The organism is Micromonospora salmantinae (genome assembly GCF_022230905.1).
In the GTDB taxonomy this organism is placed as follows: Bacteria; Actinomycetota; Actinomycetes; order Mycobacteriales; family Micromonosporaceae; genus Micromonospora; species Micromonospora salmantinae.
The window spans coordinates 25,452-49,521 of sequence record NZ_JAKKFG010000002.1 but is presented as its reverse complement, the minus strand read 5'-3'; the positions used below and the strand labels follow the sequence as shown (position 1 = coordinate 49,521).

Genomic DNA, 24,070 nt, shown 5'->3' with positions numbered 1-24,070 from the left:
CGCAGGACCGACCCGCTCACCGGCGCGCGGTGTGCCTCCACCGCAGCACGCCGGCCAACCCGAGCAGGATCAGCAGTGTTCCCGCGCCGAGGGCCAGCGGCCAGGTCCGCGCGCCCTCTCCGCCGTCGACCTCTCCGGCGGCCGGACGGACCGCAGTGGGCGACACCGGGTCGACGGACTCCGTGGAGGGCGCGGCGGTGACCGTGGTGGCCGTGGCCGGATAGCGCAGGATCGTCGGGCGGGTGCCGGCTGGTTGACCGGCGGACTCGGAGACGGTCAGCAACGACCGCCCGTCCCGGCTGTAGGTGATCGACTCGCCCTGGGGCTCGTCCGGCAACGGGGTGATCCGCGGGGTGCCGGTGGTCAACGCGCGAACCACGTCGCCGTCGGGCACGTCGTACTCGAAGGCGTCGGCGTAGCTGCGCAGCACCACCCGCCGTCCGTCCGGTGCGCTCGCCGCGCCGGTGATCACCCCGCGGCCCAGGAACGAGAACGGATTGCTGGTCGTGGTCGAGGGCACTGTCACCTGGCCGAGCGCGGTCAGCGGCGTCGTCGCGTCCGGCCGCAACGCGGTGGCCGGCGCGTACAGAAAGACCGTGCCACTGCCGCCCTTGGTGACGATCAGCGGCCGACCGGACGCGTCGAGCAGCAGCGCCTCGGCGTCGTGCGGACGGTCCGGGTAGGTCATCCGGTGCAGCACCGGCTGCTTCGCCCCCGGCGCGAGCCGCCACACGCCGACAGTCGACCGGGTGCGGTCGTTGTCGCCGATGTCGGCGACCCAGACGGTGCCGTCCCGGCCGATGGCCATGTCCTCGGTGTCGCGGGGCCGGGACGGGAAGGAGACGGTGCGCACCACAGCGCAGCGCTGGTCGAGGAAGAAGATCCGGCGGCGGGCCTCGTCGTCGGCCCCGTCGTTGATCACCACGTACCCGTCGTCGGTGGCGACCATCCCGGAGATCTCGCGCAGCCGGTCGTCGCGCACCTGGCAGACCGGCGTCCCCGCTGCCGCGCCCGCCGTGGCAGCGGCCGGCACCAGCACCACGGCCGGGGGCAGCATGCCCGCGAGCAACGCGGTCAGTACCGCCCCCGCACGAGCACGCCGCCCCCAGGTCAACCGTCCACGTACCCGCATCGCCCACCCTCCTCGTCGCGGCCGTGACCGGCCACCCGCCCATCCTGGCTGATCCCGGCCACGGTCGGCGGTCATCGGGGGGACGCGCCGACCGCAACCCGACCGGGCCGAGGCCGCCGCCATCCTCACCGAGGTCTTTCCCGGCCACGACCTCGACGAGATCGACACCCCGCCGGCGCTCTTCGTCGTTCACGGGCACCCGCTGCGCCTGGGAACTGGGGGCGGCCACCACGGTACGGAATCCGACCGCGGGCCACTGCCGCCGGTCGTGACGCTGACCGGCGTGCCGGCGTGAGTGCGGCGCTGGCGGGTAGGCAGCGGCCCGGCGGCATGTCGACACCCGCCGGGTGGGAGGCTCCGATGAGCACGTACCGGGACGAACAGGGCGGCACGTTCCCTCCGCCGGAGGCGGATGCCCTGGAACAACGGCAGGACGCGTTCGACGTCGGGCCGCCGGACCGGGTGTCGGGGGACGTGGACCCGGAGGCGGCCGAGGCCGACCTGGCCGAGCAGGGCGCCTTCCCGGCGGGCGCGCTCGAGGAGGTGACGTCGCTGCCGGCCGACGCCAACCCGGCGGACGCCCTCGAACAGCGCCAGGAGATCCCGGCCCGCGACGAGGGGCGTCGCACCTGACCACACCCGCCCCGAGCCGGCTTCGGCCGCCAAGCGGCTCCACCGCCAAGGCGGGGCTGCCCTCGGAACGGGCCCGGCCACCCACAGGGCCTGGCCCACCCACGCGGCTCCGGTCACCCACACATGGTCCGGCCACCCACACAGGTGCCGCCACGTACACGGATCCGGCTACCCACACGGGCTCCCGGCCCGACATGGTCCTCGATGGTTATACCTGTGAGTCATAAAAATGACTCACAGGTATAACGCTCGTACGAGTGTCCGGGCCCAGGCAGCCGGCCCGGCTCAGCCCGCACCGCCGACCAGCCGGCTCAGCCGGCACCGCCCGACCAGCCGGCTCAGCCGGCGACGACCTGCCAGAGGAGGAACGCGTTGAGCGCGACCACCAGCACGGCCACCAGGGACGCGGCGGCGGTGGTGAGCGGGTGGTTGACCAGGTTGCCCATCAGGTCACGCCGACGGGTGAAGGCGACCACCGGGATCAGCGCGAACGGGATGCCAAAGCTGAGGATGACCTGGGACAGCACGAGCGCCCGGGTCGGGTCGAGGCCGATGGCGAGCACTGCCAGCGCGGGCAGCAGGGTGACCAGCCGACGCAGCAGCAGCGGTACCCGCCGACGCAGGAAGCCCTGCATGATCACCTCTCCGGCGTAGGTGCCGACGCTCGTGGAGGCGAGCCCCGAGACCAGCAGGGCGACGGCGAACCCGAACGCGGCGGCGGTTCCGATGGTCTGGCCGAGCCCGGCGTGCACCCCCTCCAGGCTGTCCGCGCCGCCCGGGCCGCCGCCCCGGAAGCTGGCCGCGGCGATCAGCAGCATGGCGAGGTTGACCGCGCCGGCCGCGCTCAGGGCGAGCAGCACGTCGGTGCGCTGGCCGCGGAACAGGATCCGGCGCTCGGTGTCGTCGGCGGCGGGAATGCGGTCGCGGGTGAGCGCGGAGTGCACGTAGATGACGTGCGGCATGACTGTCGCGCCGAGGATGCCGGCGGCCAACAGCACGCTGTCCGTGCCTTGTAGGCGCGGCACCAGACCGGCCATGGCCGAGGCGGGATCGGAGCCGGAGGCGAGCAGGTTGGCGGCGAAGGCCAGGACGATCACCCCGAGCAGGACGGCGATGACGACCTCGAAGGCGCGGTACCCGCGCGAGCGCAGCGCGAGCACGGCGAACGCGGCAGTGCCGATGATGATTCCGCCGGGCAGCAGGGGGATGCCGAAGAGCAGGTACAGGGCGACGGCGCCACCGATCACCTCGGCCAGGTCGGTGGCCATGGCGACCAACTCGGCCTGCACCCACATCACCCGGTTCACCGGCCGGGGTAGGCGTTCCCGGCACAGCTCGGGCAGGCTGCGCCCGGTGGCCAGACCCAGCTTCGCGGTGAGCGTCTGCACCAGCATCGCCATCAGGTTGGCCACCACCACGACCCAGACCAGCAGGTAGCCGTACCGGGCGCCGGCGGCGGAGTTGGTGGCGAAGTTGCCGGGGTCGACGTAGGCGACGGCGGCGACGAACGCCGGGCCGAGCAGGATCAACCGCCCGCGTACGCGGCCCCGGGCGCGAGCGGCCTGCAGTGGAGTCGCCCTCGACGTCGTCAGTTCGTTGGTGACCACCGAACACCTCCCCGTCCACACAAATCGCTGCCGGTCCCTTCCCCGCGGACTGACCCTTGGGTGCCAACCGGTGGCCTGCCGGTGCCACCAGGGTCGGCCCGCCGCGCCGGGCAGGGTCCGATGCGCCGCCGGCGAGCGCGCGGCGCGCCGGACGAGACGCGCCGTGCCCGAACAGAACGTGCCGCGCCGGGCTTGACAGCCGGTGGGTCACCGATGAAGCTGTCTATTAGTCCTACTGTCGTAGGACAACAGGAAGGATCATCGGGAGTGATCGAGTTCGTACTGGACAGCCGGTCGAAGGTGAACACCTACATGCAGCTCGTGCAGCAGGTGAAACAGGCGCTACGGGTTGGCCTGCTGACACCGGGCGACCAGTTGCCGAAGGTCCGGGACGTCGCGCAATCCCTGGCGATCAACCCGAACACGGTGCTGAAGGCGTACCGGGAGTTGGAGATCGAGGGTCTGGTCGGCGGCCGACCCGGGGTGGGCACGTTCGTCCAGCGCACCCTGGCCAGCGCGTCCCTGCCCAACCAGGCGGAGCTGCGCGACGACCTGGTGGCCTGGCTGCACCGGGCGCAAGCGGCCGGTCTCACGGCCGAGGACGTCATCGCCCTGGTGGAGACGACGCTGCGCGCCACCCTCGCCGACGACGCCCCGCAGAAGGAGCCCGCGTGAGCGAGCAGAGCGAACGAACCATCAGGCACCGCAAGCGCTCGTGCGACCGCGAAGCGGTGGCGTGAACGGAACGAGAGGACAAGGAATGGACATGGTCTTGGAAGCAGACCGGCTCGGCAAACGGTACGGCAGCACCTGGGCGTTGCGGGACTGCTCGCTGCATCTGCCGACCGGCAGGATCGCCGCGCTGGTCGGGCCGAACGGCGCGGGTAAGAGCACGTTGTTGCACCTGGCCGTCGGGCTGCTCAAGCCCGATGCGGGCACGGTCCGGGTGTTCGGTCGGTCCCCGTACGGCGACACGGAGGGGCTGGCCGACATCGGGTTCGTCGCCCAGGACACCCCGCTGTACCGGGACTTCACGGCGTCCGAGTTGGTCGTCGCCGGCGGCAAGCTGAACAAGCGGTGGGACGCGGCGTTGGCCCGTACTCGGCTGGCGCAGCTCGGCATCCCGCCGGACAAGCCGGTCGGCAAGCTCTCCGGCGGTCAACGGGCCCAGGTCGCGCTGGCTCTGGCACTGGCCAAGCAGCCGCGGCTGCTGCTGCTCGACGAACCGGTCGCCAGCCTCGACCCCCTGGCTCGACGGGAGTTCCTCCAGTCGTTGATGGGCAGCGTCGCGGAGTCGGGCACCACAGTTCTGCTCTCCTCGCACCTGCTGGCCGACCTGGAACGCGTCTGCGACTACCTGATCGTGCTGAACGCCTCCCAGGTGCAGCTCACCGGCACTGTCGACGACCTGGTCGCGGTGCACCGGCAGCTCGTCGGGCCGCGACACGACGGCGGCGCTGTCGGGGGCGTCGCCGCAGTGATCCGGGCCAGCCACACCGACCGGCAGTCCACGTTGCTCGTCCGCACCGACGGGCCGGTCACCGATCCTGCCTGGACGGTCCGCGAGGTGAGCCTGGAGGACGTCGTGCTGGCCTACCTGGCCGACGGCACCACGAAGACCAGTCACAGCGAGTGGGGGGTAGCGGCATGATCTGGTTGACCTGGCGGCAACATCGCAAGCAGGCGTTCTACACCCTGCTGGGGTTCGCGGCACTCGCCGCTGTGCTGGTGCCGATCGGCCTGGCGATGCGGAACACCTTCAGCGACCTCGGGCTGGTGGACTGCGTCAGTCAACTCGCCCGCGCCGACGTGGCGCAGACGACCCGCGAGACCTGCGACGCGGGCTTCCGACGCTTTGGCAACCAGTACGGCAGCCTCAACCTGGTGGCCGTGCTGCTGATCACCCTGCCGGCACTGGTCGGCCTGTTCTGGGGTGCCCCGCTGGTCGCCCGTGAGGTGGAGCAGGGCACGCACCGGTTCGTCTGGACCCAGGGCGTCGGCCGCAACCGGTGGGCCCTGGTGAAGTTCGGGCTGGTCGGCGCGGCTGTCGTGATCCTCGCGGCGGTCTACGGGCTGGGCATGTCCTGGTGGGTCGACCCGCTCAACCAGGCCGCCCACGAGGGCCGACTCGGCATGATCGTCTTCGATCTGCAGGGCATCGCCCCGATCGGCTACACCCTCTTCGCCGTGGCGCTCGGCATCTTCGCCGGCACGGTGTGGAAGCGGATGTTGCCCGCCATGGGCATCACCCTCGCCGGGTTCATCGGGGTACGAGCGGCGGTGGAGATCCTGGCCCGGCCGTACTACCAGGCAGCCCGCACCAAGACCTTTCCGATCGAGGGGGACGGGCCGCCGGAGGTCAGCCGGGGGGACTGGATCCTCACCCAGGGTGTCCGGAACCCGGACGGAACGATGATCGCGGAGGACACCCGGATTCAGTGCCCACCGGGCGGGAAGGGGCCGGACGGTCGGGTCTGCGGCGCCGAGTTGGGCGTCGAACCGGGCGCGTACAACTGGCAGCTCTACCAGCCGGCGGACCGGTTCTGGCTGTTCCAGGGCATCGAGACGGGCATCTTCGTCGCCCTCGCCGTGCTCCTGCTCTACCTGGCGGTGCGCCGGATCCGGCGGATCGCCTAGTTGGGCGACGGGTGCTCGTCGGGGAGCGGGGGCCTCGGCGATCACCCGCCTGGGCCCGATCGAGTCGGTGCAGGTCCACGCCGGTGAGCCTGACGACGGCCACCGACACCGATCGGGCCCAGAGAGTCGAACTCCGCGTCCGCGCGGGCTCAGCCCGCCAGCCGCCGGTACCGGGCGACCGAGAGCGGCAGGAAGACCGCGACCAGGACCAGCGGCCAGAGCACCGCCAGCAACTGGTAGTGCTGCGCCGCCCAGGAGTCGCCGCCCCAACCGGGGTTGCCGAACAGCTCACGGGTGGCGCCGACGGTTGCCGACAGCGGGTTCCACGCGGCCACCGCACCGAGCCAGGCGGGCATGGTGGACGGTGCGACGAACGCGTTGGAGAGGAAGCCGAGCGGAAACTCCAGGGTCTGCACGGCCACCACTGCCGTCTGCCCGCGGGTGACCAACCCGAGGAAGATGCCGACCCAGATCAGGGCGAAACGCAGCAGCAGGATCAACCCGACCGCCGCCAGTGTGGCACCGACCCCACCGTGTGCCCGCCACCCGATTGCGAGACCGGTCAGCAGCAGGACTCCGAGGGTGACCAGCGCGAACAGCATGTCGGCCACCGCCCGGGCCGCCAGCGGCGCCAGCGGCGAGACGGGCATCGATCGGAGTCGGTCGGTCACCCCGCGCTCCAGGTCCTCGGCAACGGCGATCGTGGTGAGGCTGATGCCGAAGACCATGGTCATCACGAACATGCCGGGCATCAGGAACTCTCGGTAGCTGCCGCCGCCGGGCACCTGCAACGCGCCACCGAACAGGTAGGCGAACATCAGCACGATCAGGATGTTGAAGCCGAGCGAGGCGATCAGCGGGCCGGGATCGCGTCGCCACCGGGCCAGGCCGCGCCAGATCAGCGTGCCGCTGTCGGCCAGGAGGGTGGGCCGGCCGGGCGTCAGATCCACCGGCGGGGCCGGCGTGCTCACGGCGCTCATGCCGCCACCTCGGCCGACGCCGCCCGGTGCCCGGTGAGGTGCAGGAACACGTCGTCCAGGGTTGGGCGGCGCAGCGCGACGTCCGCCACCGGGACGTTCACGGCGTCGAGCGCCCGCAGCACGTCGACGAGCGCACCGGCCTGGTGACCGACCCGGACGCTCACCATCCGCCGGTCCACGTCGACAGTCGGTTCGTCGTCGGCCGCCCGGCGTATCTGGGCGACGGCGACGGCAAGGTCGGTCGGCGCCGCGACGACAACCTCGATCCGATCGCCGCCGAGCCGGGTCTTGAGGTCGTCCGGAGTTCCCTCGGCGATTACCCGTCCGGCCTCGACCACTGAGATCCGGTCGGCGAGTTGGTCGGCCTCGTCCAGCTGCTGGGTGGTGAGCAGCACTGTGGTGCCGGTGCGTACCAACTCCCGGACCGACTCCCACACCTCGTTGCGGCCACGCGGGTCCAGCCCGGTGGTGGGCTCGTCGAGGAAGAGGACCGCGGGGGCCAGGATCATGCCGGCCGCCAGGTCGAGCCGTCGGCGCATGCCCCCGGAGTACGTGCTGACCGGCTGCTCGGCGGCGTCGGCGAGACCGAAATGTTCCAGCAGCTCGCCCGCCCGTTGGCGGGCCCGACGGCGACCCAGGTGGAACAGCCGGCCGAAGAGCACCAGATTCTGCCGGCCGCTCAGCGCCTCGTCGAGCGCGGGATGCTGCCCCACCAGTCCGATGCGGTAGCGGACCTGGTCGGGCTGGCGGGTCACGTCGAAGCCGGCCACCTCGGCACGACCCTCGTCGAGTCGGAGCAGGGTGGAGAGGATCCGTACCGCTGTGGTCTTACCGGCCCCGTTCGGGCCGAGCAGGCCGCACACCGTTCCCCGCGGCACCCGCAGGTCGAACCCGTCCAGCGCGTACCGGTCCCGATACCGCTTGCGCAGCCCTTGGGCCACTATCGCGTCGACTCTTGTCGTCACAGCGCTCCCCTCCCGAAACTGAACGGCCACCTTACCGTACAACGTACGATAGCGCGTACGGGAATGACGACCAGACCGAGTGAGGGCAGGGTGGAGCCAGCGGTAACCGTCGCGGCAGACGATGAGTTCACGCGCCACGCGTTCCGAACCCGGGCCGGCACCGGCAGGGAGTCGCGGCTACTCGGGCTCGGCTGTCCCGACCTGGCCCGCGACGCCGACGTTCAACGGGTCGGCCAGGAGTTTGTCGAACGCCAGCTCGGCGGCGCCGATCAGGACGGCGTCGCGGCCGAGCGCCGCCGCCCGCAACCGCAGGTGCTCGCGGGAGGCGGGCAGTGGCATGGTATCGAGCCGGTCCCGGACCACGTCCGCACCGGCGGTGAAGATGTCGCGCAGCGAGCCACCGAACACCACTGCATCCGGGTTGACCACGTTGACCAGGTTCGCCACGCCGAAGCCGAGCCAGTCCGCCACCTGCTCGACCGCCGCGCGGGCGGTCGGGTCGCCCTCCGCCGCGGCGCGCAGCACCTCGGCCACCGCCGCGCGGTCGCTCGGGTCACGGCCGGCGTGCCGTAACAGCGCGGCTTCGGAGATCTCGGTCTCCCAGCAGCCGCGTGAACCGCAGCCGCAGGGCAGGCCGTTGGGGTTGACGACCATGTGGCCGACCTTGCCGCTGTGACCCCGGTGGCCGATCACCAGTCGGCCACCGACGATGATGCCGGCGCTGATGCCCAGGTCGCCGTGCAGGTAGATGACGTCGTCGATGCCGACCGCGACACCCCGGACGTGCTCGGCCAGGCCGGCGATGTCGGCCAGGTCCCCGGCCACGAAACCCGGGCCGGAGCTGAACTCCGCCTCCAGCGCGGCGCCGAGCGTCTCGTCGATGCTGGCGATCCGGAGCCTGCCGTCCGGGTCGCGGGTGGTGTCGGTGACCGCGGCGGCGCCGCCGACCAGCAGCGCGTCGCCGGCCACCGAGCGTTCCATGTCGCGGACCAGGTCGGCGAGGGGACCGACGGCTTCGATCGCCGACATGCCGCTGGGTCGGGGGATCTCCCGCAGATCGAGGATCTGCCCGCCGAGGCCGACCCGGGCGGCACGCAGCCGGTCCGCGTCGATGCTCAACGCGTGTGCGTAGACCCGGTCGGAGCGGGGGCTGACCACCAGCGAGGGGCGGCCGGCGCGGCGGGCGGTGGTCGGCGCCTCCTCGGTGACCAGGCCGCTGGTGACCAGGTCGGCCGCGAGGGCGCCGATGGTGCTTCGGTTGAGGCCGAGCCGGCTGGTCAGCTCGGCGCGGGACGTCGGTCCGTGCAGGTGGACGTAACGCAGCACAGCGCCGAGGTTCTGCCGCCGGATCTCCTCCTGGCTGGCGCCGGGGACCGACGGCAGCGGGGATTCGGCGTTGCGGCCGACGCCGGCTGGCCTGGCCCGTACTGGTGTCGCCACGGTCAGACCTCCTTCCGGGTCGAGGCCGGTTGGTGCGGGGGTGCAGGGACGACGATGGGTCCCGGTAGAGGAGACCCGGGACCCATCGGCGTTACTACCTACCGTGCGGTGATTACTTGGTGAGCGGCGCGAGCTTCGGGTCGGTGGCGTACGCCTCAGCCGCGTTCGCCTTGGTGACGGCGACCGGCGGGAGCAGGTACGTGTCGACGACCTTGCTGCCGTTGTTGTAGGACTTGGTGTCGTTCACCTGCGGCTTGTCGCCGGCCTGGAGAGCCTTGACCATGTTGATGGTCTCCTTCACCAGGTTGCGGGTGTCCTTGTTGATCGTCATGTACTGCTCGCCCTTGACGATCGACTTGACCGACTCGACCTCGGAGTCCTGACCGGTGACGATCGGGGTCGGCTTGCCAGCACCCTTGACCGAGGTCAGGATGGCGCGGGCCAGCGTGTCGTTCGGGGAGAGGACGCCGTCCAGCTCCTTGTTGCCGTAGGTCGAGGTCAGCAGCTGGTCCATGCGGGCCTGCGCACCCTCGGCCTTCCAGCCCTGGATGGCGGTCTGCTTGACGTCCTTCTGACCCGAGGCGACGACCACGTTGCCCTTGTCGATCTCCGGCTTGAGCACGTCCATGGCGCCGTTGAAGAAGACACCGGCGTTGTTGTCGTCCGGCGAGCCGGAGAACAGCTCGATGTTGTACGGGCCGTTCGGCTTCTTGGCCTTCATGCCGTCCAGCAGGGCCTGGCCCTGGAGCTGGCCGACCTTGAAGTTGTCGAAGGCGACGTAGTAGTCGAGGTCCGGGGTGTTCGTGATGAGCCGGTCGTAGGCGATGACCTTCACGCCGGCCGTGTGGGCCGCCGCGACCTGGGTCGACAGCTGCGCCGCGTCGGTCGCGCCGATGACGATGACCTTGGCACCCTTGGTGACCATGGCGGTGATCTGGGCCTGCTGGTCGGCGACAGTGGTCGACGCGCCGGCGTACTGCACGTCACCCTGGAAGCCGGCCTCCTTGAGACCGTTGCTGAACAGGTCACCGGCGAGGACCCAGTTCTCCGAGGTCTTGGCCGGCAGGGCCACGCCGATCAGCGAGTTCGCCGGGAAGCCCTTGGCGGCCTCGCCGCCGGAGCCGCTGTCGGCGTCGCGGCCGGAACCGCAGCCGGCGAGGGCCAGCATGGCGGCGGCGCTGATGGCCACCACCGACGTGCCGAAGAATTTACGCATGGTGAGGACTTGCCTTTCTAGATGGTGAGGCGGGTAGAGAGGTCGGTGGCCGTCAGCCGGACACCGCTGCCTTGGCGGGCTTGCGCTCCGCGTCCGGCGGTGAGGCGGGTGGGACGGAGTCCTCGCGGCGGAACGGCCGCATCAGGCTCCCGATGATGGAGAAACGCCCCTGGCTCTTGTTGTAGACGTCGATCGCGACGGCCAGCAGCAGGACCAGGCCCTTGATGATCTGGACGCGGTCGGTGCCGACACCCATGAGCTGGAGGCCGTTGTTGAGCACGGCCATGACGAGACCACCGACGATGGATCCGCTGATGGTGCCGATACCGCCGGCGACGGCCGCGCCACCGATGAAGACGGCGGCGATGGCGTCCAGTTCCCAGCCGTTGCCGTCCTGCGGTCCGGAGGCCGCCGAACGGGCCACGAAGATCATGCCGGCCAGCGCGGCCAGGACGGACATGTTCATCATGACGAAGAAGTTGACCCGCTTGAGCTTCACACCGGACAGCTCGGCCGCCCGGGAGTTGCCGCCCACCGCGTAGATGTGCCGGCCACCGGCCGTGTTGCGGGTGTAGAAGGAGTACGCGATGACCAGGACCAGCAGGATGATGCCGGAGATCGGGAAGCTGGTGCCGACGCGACCGCTGGCGAAGCGCAGCGCCGCGAAGGCGATGACGCCGACCATGATGGCCATCCGCAGGATGGAGATCCACATGGGCGCCGGGTCGGCGTCCATCGCCCGTCGGGTATTGCGGGACTGGATCTCGCGCCACACCACCGCCAACGCCGCGGCCAGGCCGAGCAGCAGCGTGGCGTTGTTGTAGCCGGTGTTCGGACCGAACTCGGGCAGGAAGCCGGAACCGATCTCCCGGAAGCCCTCCGGCACCGGGACGGTGCTCGCGTTACCGATGAACTGGTTGCCGCCCCGGAAGAGCAGCATGCCCGCCAGGGTGACGATGAACGCCGGCACCCCGATGTAGGCCACCCAGAAGCCCTGCCAGGCGCCGATCACCGCGCCGATGGCGAGGCCGAACACGATGGCAGCGGGCCAGGGAAGGTCCCACTCGGTCATCGACTTGGCGACCAGGATGCCGGCGAAGGCGGCGACCGAGCCGACCGAGAGGTCGATGTGCCCGGCCACGATCACCATGAGCATGCCGATGGCCAGAATCAGAATGTACGAGTTCTGCTGGAACAGCGCGATCAGGTTGTCCGACCGCAGGGTGAGGCCGTCGGTCAGAATCTGGAACAGGACGACGATCGCCACCAGGGTGAAGATCATGCCGAACTGGCGAGCGTTGGAGGTGGTGCCTCCGAACAGGTTCTTCTGAAGGTCCTTCAATCGGCTCATCGTGTGGCCATCTTCTTCGTCGAGGTCATCTGCTTCATGAGGGTTTCCGGGGTGGCGTCCGCCCGGGCGATCTCGCCCGTGATGGCGCCTTCGAACACGGTGTAGATGCGGTCGCACAGCCCGATCAGCTCAGGCAGCTCCGAGGAGATGACGATGACGCCCTTCCCCTGGTCGGCGAGCCGCTGGATGATGCCGTAGATCTCGTACTTGGCACCCACGTCGATGCCGCGCGTCGGCTCGTCGAGGATCAGCAGGTCCGGGTCGGTGAACATCCACTTGGCCAGGACGACCTTCTGCTGGTTGCCGCCGGAGAGCTTGGAGACGCTCTCGTCGACAGTCGGGGCCTTGGTCCGCAACTCCTTGCGGTACGACTCAGCCGCCTGGTATTCCTCGACCTCGTTCAGGACGCCGTGGTGCGAGATCTTGGACAGCTTGGCTGCCACCGTCGACGTCTTGATGTCGTCGAGCAGGTTGAGGCCGATCGCCTTGCGGTCCTCGCTGACGTAGGCGAGGCCGTTGTCGATGGCATCCGCCACCGACTTCAGGACGATCTCCTTGCCGTCCTTGATGATCGTGCCCGACTCGAACACCCCGTAGGAGCGGCCGAAGACACTCATCGCGAGTTCGGTTCGGCCCGCGCCCATGAGACCGGCGAAGCCGACGATCTCGCCGCGGCGCACCACGAAGCTCTCGTTCTTGCAGACCTGCCGCTCGGCGGAGATCGGGTGCCGGACGTTCCAGTCGCGGACCTCGAAGAAGACCTCGCCGATCTTCGGCGTGTGGTCCGGGAACCGGCTGCTCAGCTCGCGGCCGACCATGCCCCGCACGATCCGGTCCTCGTCGACCCCGTCCGCCTTGACGTCGAGGGTCTCCACGGTCCGGCCGTCGCGCAGGATGGTGATCTGGTCGGCGATCGCCTCGATCTCGTTGAGCTTGTGCGAGATCATGATCGAGGTGATGCCGCGGGAGCGGAACCCGCGCAGCAGGTCCAGCAGGTGCTTGGAGTCGGCCTCGTTGAGCGCCGCGGTGGGCTCGTCGAGGATGAGCAGCTTCACGTCCTTGGCGAACGCCTTGGCGATCTCGACGAGCTGCTGCTTGCCGACCCCGATGTCCTTGATCAGGGTGTCCGGGTCCTCTTCCAGACCGACCCGGGCCATCAGGTCCAGCGCCATCCGGTTCGCGGCCTTCCAGTCGATCGCGCCCCGCTTGCGCGGTTCGTTGCCGAGGAAGATGTTCTCGGCGATCGACATCCCGGGAATGAGCGCGAGCTCCTGGTGGATGATCACGATGCCGGCGTTCTCACTGGCCCGGATGTCGGAGAACTTGCTCTCCGACCCCTGGTAGGTGATCTTGCCGTCGTAGGTGCCGTGCGGGTAGACCCCGCTGAGCACCTTCATCAGGGTGGACTTGCCCGCGCCGTTCTCGCCGCAGATGGCATGGATCTCGCCGGCGCGAACCACCAGGTTGACGTCGGAGAGGGCCTTGACTCCGGGAAACTCCTTGGTGATGGAGCGCATCTCAAGGAGGATGGGCACGTCGCTCATCGCTCGTACCACCTCGCCAACGTCATCGGTTGCCTCCGGAAGGTTGAACCTTCACTTGGTTTTGTTGTTGACGGCAACGTATTGCGGCCGAAGGGCCATCCGCAAGGCGAGGGACTGTTGAAAAAGTAACAATCCGGCAATATAGATGTCGCACAGTGTTCGTCCGCCACAGCGGCCACGACAGCCCCTCGCGGTACCCCCGGCATGACTGCAGCACCCACGCCCACCTGCGACAACGCGCCAATTGACCCCGGCCGTTCCCGCAGCTTTCCCACCAGGCAAGATGCCTCGGGGACGGTGCGTCCGGTAACGCAGCGCACACGTCAGGCCATCGAACGATGGGAATCGGGCGTCAGCCCGGCGCCGTACGCGAGGCGCACCACGAGCCCTCGGGCGGCTGATGTGACCCACGCCTCTACCGGCCGTACGAATCGATGGTCATCGTCCTGCAACAACGTGCACCGGACGACGGGTCAGTGCCCTGACGTCCCTTACGCGCAGTTCCTGACGGCACACTGCGCGCCGGGCCCTGGGTGTGGGTCCCGGTCCGGGTACATACCGGCGACCCCGATCGCACCAGCGGCGTTGACCAGCCGGGCCGCGTCGGCGATGACCTGATCGCGCGGGGTGTCTCACCGGCCGCCGCCGGGCCGGATCCGCACCGGCGGTGCGGATCCGGCCCGGCACATCGGCGGGTTCCACGGACTGGGTGTGGCGGGGATCAGTGACCGGCGTTCTGCCCGCCGTCGACGTGCAGGATCTCGCCGGTGACGAACGGGGCGGACTCGAGGTAGAGGACGGCGTCGACGACGTCGCTGGTCTCGCCCATCCGGCCGACCGGGTGCAGGCCCGCGAGCGTCTGGTGCGTCTCGACCGGGTGCATCGGGGTCTTGATGATGCCGGGCGCGACGGCGTTGACCCGTACGCCGCGAGCCGCGTACTCGATGGCCAGGGACTTGGTGGCCGAGCTGAGGCCGCCCTTGGTCAGTGACGCGAGCGCCGACGGAACGTGCGAACTGGGCTGGTCGACGAAGCTGGTCGTGATGCTGACGATGTGCCCCGAGCCCCCGGCCAGCAGGTGCGGCAGGACGCGTCGGGTGAGGTGGAAGAAGCTGGCGAGGTTGACCCCGGTGACCAGGTCGAACTCCTCGTCGGTGTAGTCGGTGAACGGCTTGGCGACGAAGACACCGGCGTTGTTCACGAGGGTGTCGATCCGCCCGAATCGGTCCAGTGCGGCACGCACCACCCGTTCGGCGGTGTCGGCCTCGGCGATGTCGCCCCGGACCGTGACGACCTCCGGGTCGTCGGACGCGCCGATCGAACGCGAGGTCGCCACGACGCCGTACCCGAGCTTGCGGTAGGCGGCCACGAGGTCGGCGCCGATGCCCTGCGAGGCGCCGGTGATCACGACGACCTTCTGGCTCTGACTGCTGTTCATGAGAAAACCACCTTCACTAGACGACTGGTCTACTAAAAGCTAGCCGACCGGTCGTGTATCGTCGAGGCATGGGTCGAACCAGTGACGCGAAGAACAAGATCCTCGACGCGGCCGCCACGCTGATCGAGCAGCGCGGCTACACGGCGCTCGGCGTGGCCGAGATCTGCGCGGCGGCGGGCGTGCCGAAGGGCAGCTTCTACTACTTCTTCGAGTCCAAGCGGGCGCTCGCCCGCACCGTCATCGACGAGCACTGGATCACCCAGCGCCGCCAGTGGGAGCAGTTGCTCGGCAGCGAGCGCGACCCGCTACAGCGGCTCCGGGACCTGTTCGAGGCCACCGAAGAGGTCCAGCGCGTCGGCCAGCAGAAGGCCGGCGTGGTCGCGGGCTGCCTGTTCGGCAACCTCGCCCTCGAACTCAGCAACCAGGCCGAGGAGATCCGCGGCCGGCTCCAGGAGATCTTCGAGGAGCAGATCAGCCTCATCGAGCAGGTCGTCGTCGAGGCGAAGGAGCGCGGCCTGGCGGGCCCGACGGTCGACAGCCGGGAGGCCGCCCGATCGATCGTCGCCCAGATCGAGGGGCGCGTCCTGCTCGCGAAGTTGCTCAACGATCCGACCCAACTGGAGACGCTGTGGCGCAACTGCCTCGATCTCCTCCAGGTGCCGGCGCAGGCGCGGACCACCACCGGCTGAACGGACGACGGTCGCTGACCGTCCACTCCGGGCGCACTGCGCGGGCCGCTCAGTAACATCGGCGAGGCACGATATTCAGGCGGACCACTCCCCGACCGGATCGAGCACTCGACATGACGACCGAGCAGACCACGTCTCCCCCGCGTGCCGGTGTCGGCATCGCCGCTCAGGGGCTGGGCCAGAGCGTCCGAAGCGGTCGCCAGATCCTGACCGACATCTCAGTGAGCATCGCGCCGGGCGAGCTGGTCGCGATCATCGGCGCCAGCGGTGCCGGCAAGACCACCCTGCTGGAGATCCTCGCCGGGGTACAGCGACCGGCAGCGGGCACCCTGACGTACGACGGCACCACCGCGGGCGGCACCATCGGTGTCGTTCCGCAGGACGACATCATCCACCGCGAGCTGCCCCTGGCCCGCACCCTGCGCTACGCCGCCCGACTGCGCCTGCCCTCCACCACCGGGCCGGCCGAGATCAGTGACCGGGTCGCGGAGGTGCTCGCCGAGCTGCGGCTCACCGACCGGGCCGCCACGCCGGTCGGTCTGCTCAGCGGCGGTGAACGCAAGCGCGCCAGCATCGCCGTCGAGCTGCTCACCCGACCCGGCGTGTTCTTCCTGGACGAGCCCACCTCCGGATTGGACCCGGCGATCGCCGTGGAGCTGCTCCGGGTGCTCCGCGCGCTGGCCGACACCGGCGCCACCGTCGTGCTGACCACTCACCAGATCACCGACGTGGACCATTGCGACCGGGTCGTCGTGCTGACCCGTCAGGGCCGGCTGGCGTTCACCGGCACCCCGACCGCCGCCCGGGAGTTCTTCGGCCTGCGGTCCCTGGCCGAGGTGCACCTCCGGCTCGACGAAGCGACGCAACCCGCCGAGTGGCCCGATCGCTTCGCCGAGCAGCGCGCGGCCGAACCGCCGCCGCGTACCACCGGCGACGGTGACGCCGCCGCGACGCCGCCCCGGCGCGTCGGCCGGCTGCGCCAGTGGGCGGTCCTCACCGCGCGCAACACGGAGATCGTCGTCCGCAACCGGCTGACCCTGGCCATCCTGCTCGGCTCGCCGCTGATGGTGCTCGGCATGTTCGCGCTGCTGTTCCGCCCGGGGGCGTTCGAGCCGACCAGACCCAGCCCGACGGTGACCGTGATGATCCTGTTCTGGATCGCGTTCGGCGGCTTCTTCTTCGGGCTGACCTACGGGCTCCTCCAGATCTGCACCGAGCTGCCGATCCTGCGCCGGGAGCGGCTGGCCGGTGTCCGGCTGGTCCCGTACCTGCTGGCGAAGGTCGCGGTGCTGCTGCCGCTGCTGGCCGTGGTGGACCTTGCCCTGCTCGGGGTACTGCGCGGCATGGACCGGCTGCCGCCGGTCGGCGGCGCCGACTTCGCCGCCCTGTACGCGACGCTGCTGCTCTCCTCGGCGGCGGCGCTCGCCCTCGGTCTGCTCTGCTCGGCGGCCGTGTCCGACGCGGCCCAGGCGACGCTCATGCTGCCGATGCTCTGCTTCCCACAGGTGCTGTTCGTCGGCGCGATCCTGCCGGTGCCGGCGATGGCGGCCGGCGGTCAGTGGCTCAGCTACGCGATGTCGAACCGGTGGGCGTTCGAGGGCCTGGGGCACACCGCCGGGGTGGAGCGGCTCTGGCGCGACGGCGGCTCTCCGCTCGGCCCGCCGCTGCTGGCCACGTACGGCGACAGCTTCTCCCGGCCGGTGTGGGTCGACTGGCTGGTGCTCGGCGGTTTCGTGCTGCTCTTCCTGGGCGCCGCCTGGGCGGTCCTGCTCCGACGGGATCCCCGTCGTGCGTCCTGACCCGGCGCCGCCCGCCTCCCCCACTGCGCTGCCGGGGTACGCCGCCACCGGCCGGATCGACGAACTGCGCGCCACCGAGTACCGACACCTGGACACCGACGGGCAGGTGTACCTCGACTACGCCGGAGCCGGGGTGGCCGCCCAGGCCCAGGTTCGCTCCCACCACGACCGGTTGCTCGCCGGCCTGTACAGCAACCCCCACTCGGAGAACCCCACGAGCGTGGCGGCGGGCTCACTGGTGGACTCGGCGCGACGCGCGGTGCTCGATTTCTTCCGCGCCGACCCGGCCGAGTACGCGGTCATCTTCACCCCGAACGCCAGCGGCGCCTGCCGGCTGGTGGGCGAGGCGTACGACTTCGGCCGGGCCGCGCCGCTGGTGCTCACCTGGGACAACCACAACTCGGTCAACGGCATTCGCGAGTACGCCCGGTCGGCTCGCGCGTCCGTACGCTACCTACCGCTGAACGGGCCGGAGCTGCGAGTTGCCGAGTCGGACCTGGTCGCGGCACTCGACGCCGGCAGTGGCGGGCTGGCCCGTCGGTGGGGTCGGCCCGGTCGACGCGGGCTGTTCGCCTATCCGGCGCAGAGCAACTTCTCCGGTGTGCAGCACCCGCTGGGCTGGGTGGAGCTGGCCCACCAGCGCGGCTACGACGTGCTGCTCGACGCTGCCGCCTTCGCGCCGACGAACCGGCTGGACCTCAGCGTCGTCCGGCCGGATTTCGTCTGCCTGAGCTGGTACAAGCTCTTCGGCTACCCCACCGGGGTCGGCGCGCTGCTGGCTCGCCGCTCGGCGCTGGCCCGGTTGCGCCGGCCGTGGTTCGCCGGCGGCACCATCCGCGCGGTGAGCGTGCAGGGCGACTGGCACCGGCCGATGGACGACGAGTCGGCGTTCGAGGACGGCACGCTCAACTTCCTGAGCATCCCGGACGTGGAGTTCGGGTTGGGCTGGCTCGACTCGATCGGCGTGGACCTCGTCCACGCCCGGGTCGGCCTGCTCACCGAGTGGCTGCTGGAGCGGCTGGCCACCCTGCGGCACGACACCGGCGGGCCGCTGGTCCAGGTGTACGGGCCGACGACGGGTGCGGGGCGCGGTGGCACTGTGACCTTCAACCTCCGTCACCCGGACGGCACGCTGGTCGACGAACGGCTCGTGGCGCGGGAGGCGGCAACGGCCGGTCTCTCCCTGCGTACCGGCTGTTTCTGCAACCCGGGCGCGGCCGAGGGCGCGTTCGGGATGAGCCGGACGTCGATGCGGCAGCAGCTGTTGGCGGGGGTCGACACGATCGACCAGTACCTTGCCGCGCTGGGGCTGCCGACGGGCGGCGCGGTCCGCGTCTCGTTCGGACTGGCCTCGATTGCGACCGACGCGGAGCGCCTCGTCGACTTCGTCCAGTCGACCTACCTCAATCGGAGCGCCGGTACGGAGTCACCACTGCCACCTCGGCTGCGCTGCTGACCTGCCCCGACCCCGCCGACTAGCTGACCTGGGCCACCGGCGCCGGGCGGTGCTTGATCTCCTCCATGAACGGGAACCGGGCGGTCAGCTCGGCGAACGTCAGGCCGGCCCGCCAGGCGGCGGCCACCTGGGCAACCTGCACCAGATCCATGACGTCACCGCGGGCGAGAACCTCTCCCGAGACGCGCAGGTCAATCATGAAGTACCGGGCCTGCGAGCCCAGCCCCACGCAGACCACGCCCTCGTCGGAGTGCAGCTCGGCGCAGGTGAACCGGGCCCGCCCCTGCTCCGGCGCGGTCACCCGGCCGACGTCGAGCCCGTGGCGGGCAGCGGTTTCGATCAGCGCGGGGGCCAGGCCACCCCGCTCGACCAGATCCGGGTAGAGGCGCACACCCAGCGCCGTCGACGCCTCACTCATGACTGACTCCCACTTCCTTGTGACAGAGACCAGCAGCGCGCAGGTTACGGGAAAGTTTCCGGCACGCCTCGTCATCCTGTCCCGCGTGGACGCCCCACGGCAATAGGAAAGGTCGATTCGACCGCTATCGAGTAACCCTCGGCCGCGCCGAACTCCCTCGATGGGTCAGCCTTGTCCATCTCGGAGGCATCGAGCGATGCCACGGCGACGACCGGTGTCGGCGCTCGACCGCTCACTGGTCAGCATCGGGCGGTAACGGACGGTCGTGATATTGGAAACACTCTTGACAGAAAGAAATGATATCGACATGCTTCGCTTTAGAGAGCGCTCTCTATCCTGGTCAACCGCCTCCATCACCCCCAAGCTGAGGAGCCTCCCGTGTTCACAGACCGGCCCAGCCTCCGCTTCCGCCCCCTCGTACTCCTGGCGGCCGCCCTCGTCGCGACAGCGACGGCGCTCGTCGTCCCGGCGAACCCCGACCGGGCCGAGGCCGCCATCGGCCCCATCAGCTGGCAGGACGAGTTCAACTCCCCCGCCGGCACACCCGTCGACCAGAACAAGTGGCGGTTCGACACCGGTGGCGGCGGCTGGGGCAACAACGAGCGGCAGTACTACACGAACAGCACCAGCAACGCCGTCCACGACGGCCAGGGCAACCTGGTCATCACCGCCCGCCGGGACAATCCCGCCAACTACCAGTGCCACTACGGGCGCTGCGAGTACACGTCGGCGCGGTTGCTGACGGCGGCCACCTTCACCCAGACGTACGGGCGGTTCGAGGCCCGGATCAAGGTCCCGCGTGGTCAGGGCATCTGGCCGGCCTTCTGGATGCTCGGCACCGGCGGCGGGTGGCCCGACGCCGGCGAGATCGACATCATGGAGAACATCGGCCGGGAGCCCAACACCGTCTACGGCACCGTGCACGGGCCCGGCTACTCCGGCGGCGGCGGCATCACGGGCAGCCGCACCCTCGGCGCGCCGCTCGCCGACACCTTCCACACCTACCGGGTGGACTGGGAGCCGAACGTCATCACCTGGTACGTCGACGGGGTGCAGTACCACCGGGTCGATCCCGCTCGGCTCGGCGGCAACCGCTGGGTGTTCGACCACCCCTTCTTCATGATCCTCAACGTGGCGGTCGGTGGTAACTGGCCCGGCTACCCCGACGGCTCGACCCAGTTCCCACAGCAGATGCTCGTCGACTACGTCCGGGTGTCCAGCTACACCTCGGGCGGCGGGGGCGACCCGACTCCCGGCACCAACCGGATCCGGGGCGCGCAGAGCGGTCGCTGCATCGACATCCCCGGCGCCAACCCGGTCGAGGGCGCCAAACTCCAGATCTGGGACTGCAACACCACGGCGGCCCAGAGCTGGACCTTCGCCTCCGACGGGACCGTCCGCGCGATGGGCAAGTGCATGGACCCGGCCTGGGCCGGCACCGCCAACGGCACCGAGGTCAACCTGGTCAGCTGCAACGGCAACACCGCGCAACGCTTCACCCTCAACGCCTCCGGCGACCTGGTCAACCTCAACGCCAACAAGTGCGTGGACGTACGGGAGGCCAACCCCAACAACGGTGGCAAGCTGCACCTGTGGGACTGCCTCGGCGCCGCCAACCAGAAATGGTCTCGCATCTGATCACCCGAGCACGAAGGCGTGGGCCGTCCGAGGAGAACTCGGGCGGCCCACCGCCGTTGGAGCCCCGCCCACCTCCTCGAACCAGATTGACTCGATGGGCGGGAGGCCAGGCTCATGCCCACTATGTTCGGATTAGTCCAGAATCCGGCAGTTCCGGGAGTGAGCTCATGTCGCACCACCTCGATACGCCCCTGGCCGCCCAGGACGGCCAGTTGCACATCGACGACCTGTACGTCTTCAACGGCGACCGCGCCACGGTGTTCGTCATGGACGTCAACAGCTCGGTGACCAAGGCCGACATCAAGCGCGGCTTCCACGCCGAGGCGCGCTACGAGATCAAGATCCACATCAATGGCACCGCCGTGGAGGACCTGACCTACCGGTTCGCCTTCGGTGAGCCGGACGGCGAAGCCCGGCAGGCCCTCCAGTTGTACGAGCTCCCCGGAGCGGACGCCCGCGACGACGCCGCGATGGGCACCCCCATCGCCGAAGGCCGCACCGGCGAGGTGACCACCGGCGGCAACGTCCGGATCTGGGCCGGCCGGATCACCGACCCCTTCTACGTCGACCTCGACGAACTCGCCACCATCAACGGCGCGGTCAAGAACGGTTCGCCTGTGGACCGGTCGGCGTGGCGAGTCGACCAGGCCAAGAACAGCTTCGCCGGCACCACAGTCGAGTCGATAGTCCTTGAGGTCTCCCACGACGAGCCGCTGCTGCGCGACGGCACCGAGATCGGTGTGTGGTGTCGCACCATGCTGGCCACCGACGCCGGCGGATGGCGCCAGATCAACCGCGCCGGCCACCCCATGATGTGGCCGATCTTCTGGCCCCACGACACCGACTTCTCCGACCCCGCCAACTTCCGGCACCCCAGCAACGACCTCACCGAGGGCGGGGAGGAGATCGCGAACGCGGTCGCCGGGGTGGTCAAGGCGAACGGCACCGCACCGGACCCGCAGGCGTACGGCTGGAGCGTCGCCCGGCAGCTCTACCCCGACGTGCTCTCGTACAAGGTCGGCACGGCCGCGAACTTCGGCTTCGCGGTCCGCAACGGGCGCACCCTGGCCGACAACGTGCCCGAGGTCATGTTCTCCCTGATCCTCAACACCGGCACCACCGCCGGCCTCACCTCGGAGGTCACCAAGGCCGCCCGTTCCGCGACGTTCCCGTACGTGGTCGCGGCCTGAATTCGCTCGCAGGGCTCGGCGGCCGGCAGGGCGCCGAGCCCTTGCCGTGCGCGCCCTCCGCGAGGGCCGAACGCACATGACTGGCCGATCCATGATCGTCCTTGATTGAGGAAAGAAGCCCTTCCCGCGCACGCGACACCACTACGTCCCGGACCGAGCGCGATCTTCGAACGCCCACCGGGTGACGCACGCACCATTCGGCCCATATGGGCGTTTTGCGTAGTTATTCTCTTAAGTGCTCACCAGGGCACTTTGGGACATAGGAGACTCGATGCGCAGAGAGATTCTCGCGGGCTTGGCCGGCGTTGCCGCCGTCGTCGCGCTCGCCGGACCGGCCGCCGCGGACACCACGGGCGACACGATCGTGACCCTCACCGTCGACGCCGCCGGTGGCCTGTCGATCACGGTGCCGGCGACGGCGAACATCGGCCACGGCGTGGAGGGCTCGACCGTTTCCGGTCAGCTCGGCCCGGTCACCGTGCTGGACCAGCGCGGATCGCTCACCCCCAACTGGACCGCCAACGTCATCTCCACCGACTTCGTCACCGGCGGTGGCTCCTCCGGGGAGACGATCCCGAACATCAACGTCCAGTACTGGTCGGGTCCCCCGACCGCGACCGCTGGTGGCGGCACCTTCACACCGGGTCAGCCCACCGCCGCCCAAGCAGTGATCATCAACGTCCCCCAAACGGCGATGAGCCACACCGGCGGCACCGGCAACAACTTCGCCACCTGGAACCCGACCCTGGTGGTGGACGTGCCCGTCGGCACCGTCCAAGGTGTCTACACCGGGACGGTGACACATTCGGTGTTCTGAGCCGCTCGGCCGGCTGGTGCTGCTGGCCTCGGTCGCCCTCGGGGCGCTCGGGGTTTCGGCGGCACCGGCCGTTGCCGTGCGGGAGCAGCGACAGGAGCCGGCCGAGGAAGCCGCGATCAGCATCCGGATGCTGGACATCCCGGCCAGTCGGGTGCAGGACCCCCGGGCCCAGGTCTACATCGTGGATCACCTGAAGCCCGGAGCGACGATCAACCGCCGGGTCGAGGTGCAGAACACCTCCGCCGAGACGCAGAAGATCGAGTTCTATTCCGGCGCCGCGTCGGTCGAGAACAACGCCTTCACAGTGCCCGAGGGGCGTACCGGCAACGAACTGAGCGGGTGGATCCGGCTGAAGACCGCCACGATCGAGTTGGACCCGGGTGAGCGACGACCGGTCGAGGTCGAGCTCGCCGTGCCGAAGAAGGCATCGAAGGGCGAGCGGTACGCCGCGATCTGGGCGCAGGTCACCAGCGCGAAGGAACGCACCGGCAACGTCACCCAGATCCACCGGGTGGGCATCCGGGTCTACCTCGACATCGGTCCGGGTGGTGAGCCGCCAACGGACTTCCGGATCGAAGGGTTGGCCGCGGAGCCTGGCACCGGCGAGTTCCCCGTGGTCACCGCGAAGGTCACCAATACCGGCGAACGCGCGCTGGACATGACCGGCACTCTGTCGCTGACCAAGACGGCGGTCCAGGCCGGTCCGTTCAAGGTGACAAACGGCGTGACGATCCTGCCCGGCCAGAGCGGTCAGGTTCGGATCGAGGTCAACCAGGCCCTGCCCGCCGGGACCTGGGACGTGCACGCGAAGCTCGCCAGCGGCACCGTGGAACGCACCGCGACCGGGAAGATCGTCCTACCCGTCGCGGCGCCGATGACGGTCGCGACGTCCGGCGGGCCGAGTTGGCTGGTCTACACGGTCGGCGGCGTCGCCCTGCTGGTGCCGGTCACCCTTGGCGGCTGGTATCTCGTCCGGCGGCGCCGGACCCAGCTGGCCTGACCACCGCCCCTGCCAAGCAACCTGCCCGGCCGTTCCCCCCGGAACGGCCGGGCAGCACCGTCTGACCGAGTCGATCATGGACTTGTGGTGGTCGACTCGGGCGCCACCAGAATGATTTGT

General features: G+C 69.9%; 21 protein-coding genes. 11 read left to right on the top strand and 10 right to left on the bottom strand.

All coding sequences use genetic code 11. From position 1 onward, the window contains the following. Window positions 1–16: 16 nt before the first annotated feature. Complete coding sequence (locus PSH03_RS01505) at window positions 17–1,132, bottom strand: NHL repeat-containing protein (protein ID WP_238688023.1); 1,116 nt, start codon at window positions 1,130–1,132, stop codon at window positions 17–19. Between the two features lie 360 nt (window positions 1,133–1,492). Here PSH03_RS01505 and PSH03_RS01500 point away from each other — a divergent pair, with 360 nt between their 5' ends. Then, entirely contained in the window at window positions 1,493–1,765 is a 273-nt protein-coding gene (locus PSH03_RS01500) for a hypothetical protein (protein ID WP_210784059.1), read from the top strand. Between the two features lie 338 nt (window positions 1,766–2,103). On the opposite strand, the gene PSH03_RS01495 is transcribed toward PSH03_RS01500, so the two are convergent. Beyond that, complete coding sequence (locus PSH03_RS01495; RefSeq protein WP_112624877.1) at window positions 2,104–3,372, bottom strand: Nramp family divalent metal transporter; 1,269 nt, start codon at window positions 3,370–3,372, stop codon at window positions 2,104–2,106. A 267-nt stretch (window positions 3,373–3,639) separates the two neighbouring features. Between PSH03_RS01495 and PSH03_RS01490 the strand changes: the two genes are divergently transcribed. From PSH03_RS01490 to PSH03_RS01480, 3 genes are all read left to right on the top strand, one after another. Then, window positions 3,640–4,047, top strand: coding sequence for a GntR family transcriptional regulator (locus PSH03_RS01490; protein ID WP_112678633.1), 408 nt, complete (start codon window positions 3,640–3,642; stop codon window positions 4,045–4,047). 85 nt (window positions 4,048–4,132) lie between these two features. Continuing rightward, window positions 4,133–5,023, top strand: a complete 891-nt coding sequence (locus PSH03_RS01485; RefSeq protein WP_238688022.1) for an ABC transporter ATP-binding protein — start codon at window positions 4,133–4,135, stop codon at window positions 5,021–5,023. Next, window positions 5,020–6,009, top strand: coding sequence for an ABC transporter permease (locus tag PSH03_RS01480; protein WP_210784057.1), 990 nt, complete (start codon window positions 5,020–5,022; stop codon window positions 6,007–6,009). The genes PSH03_RS01485 and PSH03_RS01480 overlap by 4 nt, the downstream gene beginning before the upstream one ends. Before the next feature lie 149 nt (window positions 6,010–6,158). Here PSH03_RS01480 and PSH03_RS01475 read toward each other — a convergent pair whose 3' ends face one another. From PSH03_RS01475 to PSH03_RS01445, 7 genes are all read right to left on the bottom strand, one after another. Then, window positions 6,159–6,989: an ABC transporter permease gene (locus PSH03_RS01475; protein WP_210784056.1), complete on the bottom strand. Its 831-nt coding sequence runs from the start codon at window positions 6,987–6,989 to the stop codon at window positions 6,159–6,161. Next, the gene (locus PSH03_RS01470; RefSeq protein ID WP_238688021.1) at window positions 6,986–7,954 is read right to left on the bottom strand and encodes an ATP-binding cassette domain-containing protein; all 969 of its coding nucleotides are present in this window, start codon (window positions 7,952–7,954) and stop codon (window positions 6,986–6,988) included. The genes PSH03_RS01475 and PSH03_RS01470 overlap by 4 nt, the downstream gene beginning before the upstream one ends. A gap of 177 nt (window positions 7,955–8,131) precedes the next feature. Next, a complete protein-coding gene (locus tag PSH03_RS01465) occupies window positions 8,132–9,394 on the bottom strand; it encodes an ROK family transcriptional regulator (RefSeq protein ID WP_210784054.1) in 1,263 nt (420 codons plus the stop codon). Between the two features lie 112 nt (window positions 9,395–9,506). Further along, a complete protein-coding gene (locus PSH03_RS01460) occupies window positions 9,507–10,610 on the bottom strand; it encodes a substrate-binding domain-containing protein (RefSeq protein WP_210784053.1) in 1,104 nt (367 codons plus the stop codon). A 52-nt stretch (window positions 10,611–10,662) separates the two neighbouring features. Beyond that, window positions 10,663–11,961, bottom strand: a complete 1,299-nt coding sequence (mmsB, locus tag PSH03_RS01455) for a multiple monosaccharide ABC transporter permease (RefSeq protein ID WP_238688020.1) — start codon at window positions 11,959–11,961, stop codon at window positions 10,663–10,665. Then, window positions 11,958–13,505, bottom strand: a complete 1,548-nt coding sequence (gene mmsA, locus PSH03_RS01450) for a multiple monosaccharide ABC transporter ATP-binding protein (protein WP_210784051.1) — start codon at window positions 13,503–13,505, stop codon at window positions 11,958–11,960. The genes mmsB and mmsA overlap by 4 nt, the downstream gene beginning before the upstream one ends. A 721-nt stretch (window positions 13,506–14,226) precedes the next feature. After that, window positions 14,227–14,943, bottom strand: a complete 717-nt coding sequence (locus PSH03_RS01445; protein ID WP_238688019.1) for an SDR family NAD(P)-dependent oxidoreductase — start codon at window positions 14,941–14,943, stop codon at window positions 14,227–14,229. A 68-nt stretch (window positions 14,944–15,011) separates the two neighbouring features. Between PSH03_RS01445 and PSH03_RS01440 the strand changes: the two genes are divergently transcribed. The 3 genes from PSH03_RS01440 (at window position 15,012) to PSH03_RS01430 (ending at window position 18,887) form a co-directional block, all read left to right on the top strand. After that, the gene (locus PSH03_RS01440) at window positions 15,012–15,632 is read left to right on the top strand and encodes a TetR family transcriptional regulator C-terminal domain-containing protein (RefSeq protein WP_238688018.1); all 621 of its coding nucleotides are present in this window, start codon (window positions 15,012–15,014) and stop codon (window positions 15,630–15,632) included. 113 nt (window positions 15,633–15,745) lie between these two features. Continuing rightward, window positions 15,746–17,431 carry an ABC transporter ATP-binding protein/permease gene (locus tag PSH03_RS01435; protein WP_238688017.1) on the top strand — a complete coding sequence of 562 codons (1,686 nt, stop codon included), beginning with the start codon at window positions 15,746–15,748 and terminating at the stop codon, window positions 17,429–17,431. After that, window positions 17,421–18,887, top strand: a complete 1,467-nt coding sequence (locus PSH03_RS01430) for an aminotransferase class V-fold PLP-dependent enzyme (protein ID WP_238688016.1) — start codon at window positions 17,421–17,423, stop codon at window positions 18,885–18,887. The genes PSH03_RS01435 and PSH03_RS01430 overlap by 11 nt, the downstream gene beginning before the upstream one ends. A 19-nt stretch (window positions 18,888–18,906) precedes the next feature. Here the strand turns inward: PSH03_RS01430 and PSH03_RS01425 are convergent, their stop codons facing one another. Further along, the gene (locus tag PSH03_RS01425) at window positions 18,907–19,305 is read right to left on the bottom strand and encodes a hypothetical protein (RefSeq protein ID WP_112585399.1); all 399 of its coding nucleotides are present in this window, start codon (window positions 19,303–19,305) and stop codon (window positions 18,907–18,909) included. 378 nt (window positions 19,306–19,683) lie between these two features. On the opposite strand from PSH03_RS01425, the gene PSH03_RS01420 reads away from it, so the two are divergent. The 4 genes from PSH03_RS01420 (at window position 19,684) to PSH03_RS01405 (ending at window position 23,950) form a co-directional block, all read left to right on the top strand. Next, the gene (locus tag PSH03_RS01420; protein ID WP_210784045.1) at window positions 19,684–20,943 is read left to right on the top strand and encodes a glycoside hydrolase family 16 protein; all 1,260 of its coding nucleotides are present in this window, start codon (window positions 19,684–19,686) and stop codon (window positions 20,941–20,943) included. Window positions 20,944–21,110: 167 nt separating this feature from the next. Next, window positions 21,111–22,133, top strand: a complete 1,023-nt coding sequence (locus PSH03_RS01415) for a DUF4331 family protein (protein ID WP_238688015.1) — start codon at window positions 21,111–21,113, stop codon at window positions 22,131–22,133. 271 nt (window positions 22,134–22,404) lie between these two features. Beyond that, a complete protein-coding gene (locus tag PSH03_RS01410; RefSeq protein WP_210784043.1) occupies window positions 22,405–22,950 on the top strand; it encodes a hypothetical protein in 546 nt (181 codons plus the stop codon). 16 nt (window positions 22,951–22,966) lie between these two features. Next, a complete protein-coding gene (locus PSH03_RS01405; RefSeq protein WP_238688014.1) occupies window positions 22,967–23,950 on the top strand; it encodes a COG1361 family protein in 984 nt (327 codons plus the stop codon). The last annotated feature ends 120 nt before the right edge of the window (window positions 23,951–24,070 follow it).

Excerpts from the sequence above, each read along its gene's own strand:
- PSH03_RS01410 (WP_210784043.1), top strand. The coding sequence starts at position 22,405 with ATGCGCAGAGAGATTCTCGCGGGCTTGGCCGGCGTTGCCGCCGTCGTC.
- PSH03_RS01435 (WP_238688017.1), top strand. The coding sequence starts at position 15,746 with ATGACGACCGAGCAGACCACGTCTCCCCCGCGTGCCGGTGTCGGCATC.
- PSH03_RS01415 (WP_238688015.1), top strand. The coding sequence starts at position 21,111 with ATGTCGCACCACCTCGATACGCCCCTGGCCGCCCAGGACGGCCAGTTG.
- mmsA (WP_210784051.1), bottom strand. The coding sequence starts at position 13,505 with ATGAGCGACGTGCCCATCCTCCTTGAGATGCGCTCCATCACCAAGGAG.
- mmsB (WP_238688020.1), bottom strand. The coding sequence starts at position 11,961 with ATGAGCCGATTGAAGGACCTTCAGAAGAACCTGTTCGGAGGCACCACC.
- PSH03_RS01485 (WP_238688022.1), top strand. The coding sequence starts at position 4,133 with ATGGACATGGTCTTGGAAGCAGACCGGCTCGGCAAACGGTACGGCAGC.
- PSH03_RS01445 (WP_238688019.1), bottom strand. The coding sequence starts at position 14,943 with ATGAACAGCAGTCAGAGCCAGAAGGTCGTCGTGATCACCGGCGCCTCG.
- PSH03_RS01480 (WP_210784057.1), top strand. The coding sequence starts at position 5,020 with ATGATCTGGTTGACCTGGCGGCAACATCGCAAGCAGGCGTTCTACACC.
- PSH03_RS01425 (WP_112585399.1), bottom strand. The coding sequence starts at position 19,305 with ATGAGTGAGGCGTCGACGGCGCTGGGTGTGCGCCTCTACCCGGATCTG.
- PSH03_RS01460 (WP_210784053.1), bottom strand. The coding sequence starts at position 10,610 with ATGCGTAAATTCTTCGGCACGTCGGTGGTGGCCATCAGCGCCGCCGCC.
- PSH03_RS01440 (WP_238688018.1), top strand. The coding sequence starts at position 15,012 with ATGGGTCGAACCAGTGACGCGAAGAACAAGATCCTCGACGCGGCCGCC.
- PSH03_RS01500 (WP_210784059.1), top strand. The coding sequence starts at position 1,493 with ATGAGCACGTACCGGGACGAACAGGGCGGCACGTTCCCTCCGCCGGAG.
- PSH03_RS01505 (WP_238688023.1), bottom strand. The coding sequence starts at position 1,132 with ATGCGGGTACGTGGACGGTTGACCTGGGGGCGGCGTGCTCGTGCGGGG.
- PSH03_RS01475 (WP_210784056.1), bottom strand. The coding sequence starts at position 6,989 with ATGAGCGCCGTGAGCACGCCGGCCCCGCCGGTGGATCTGACGCCCGGC.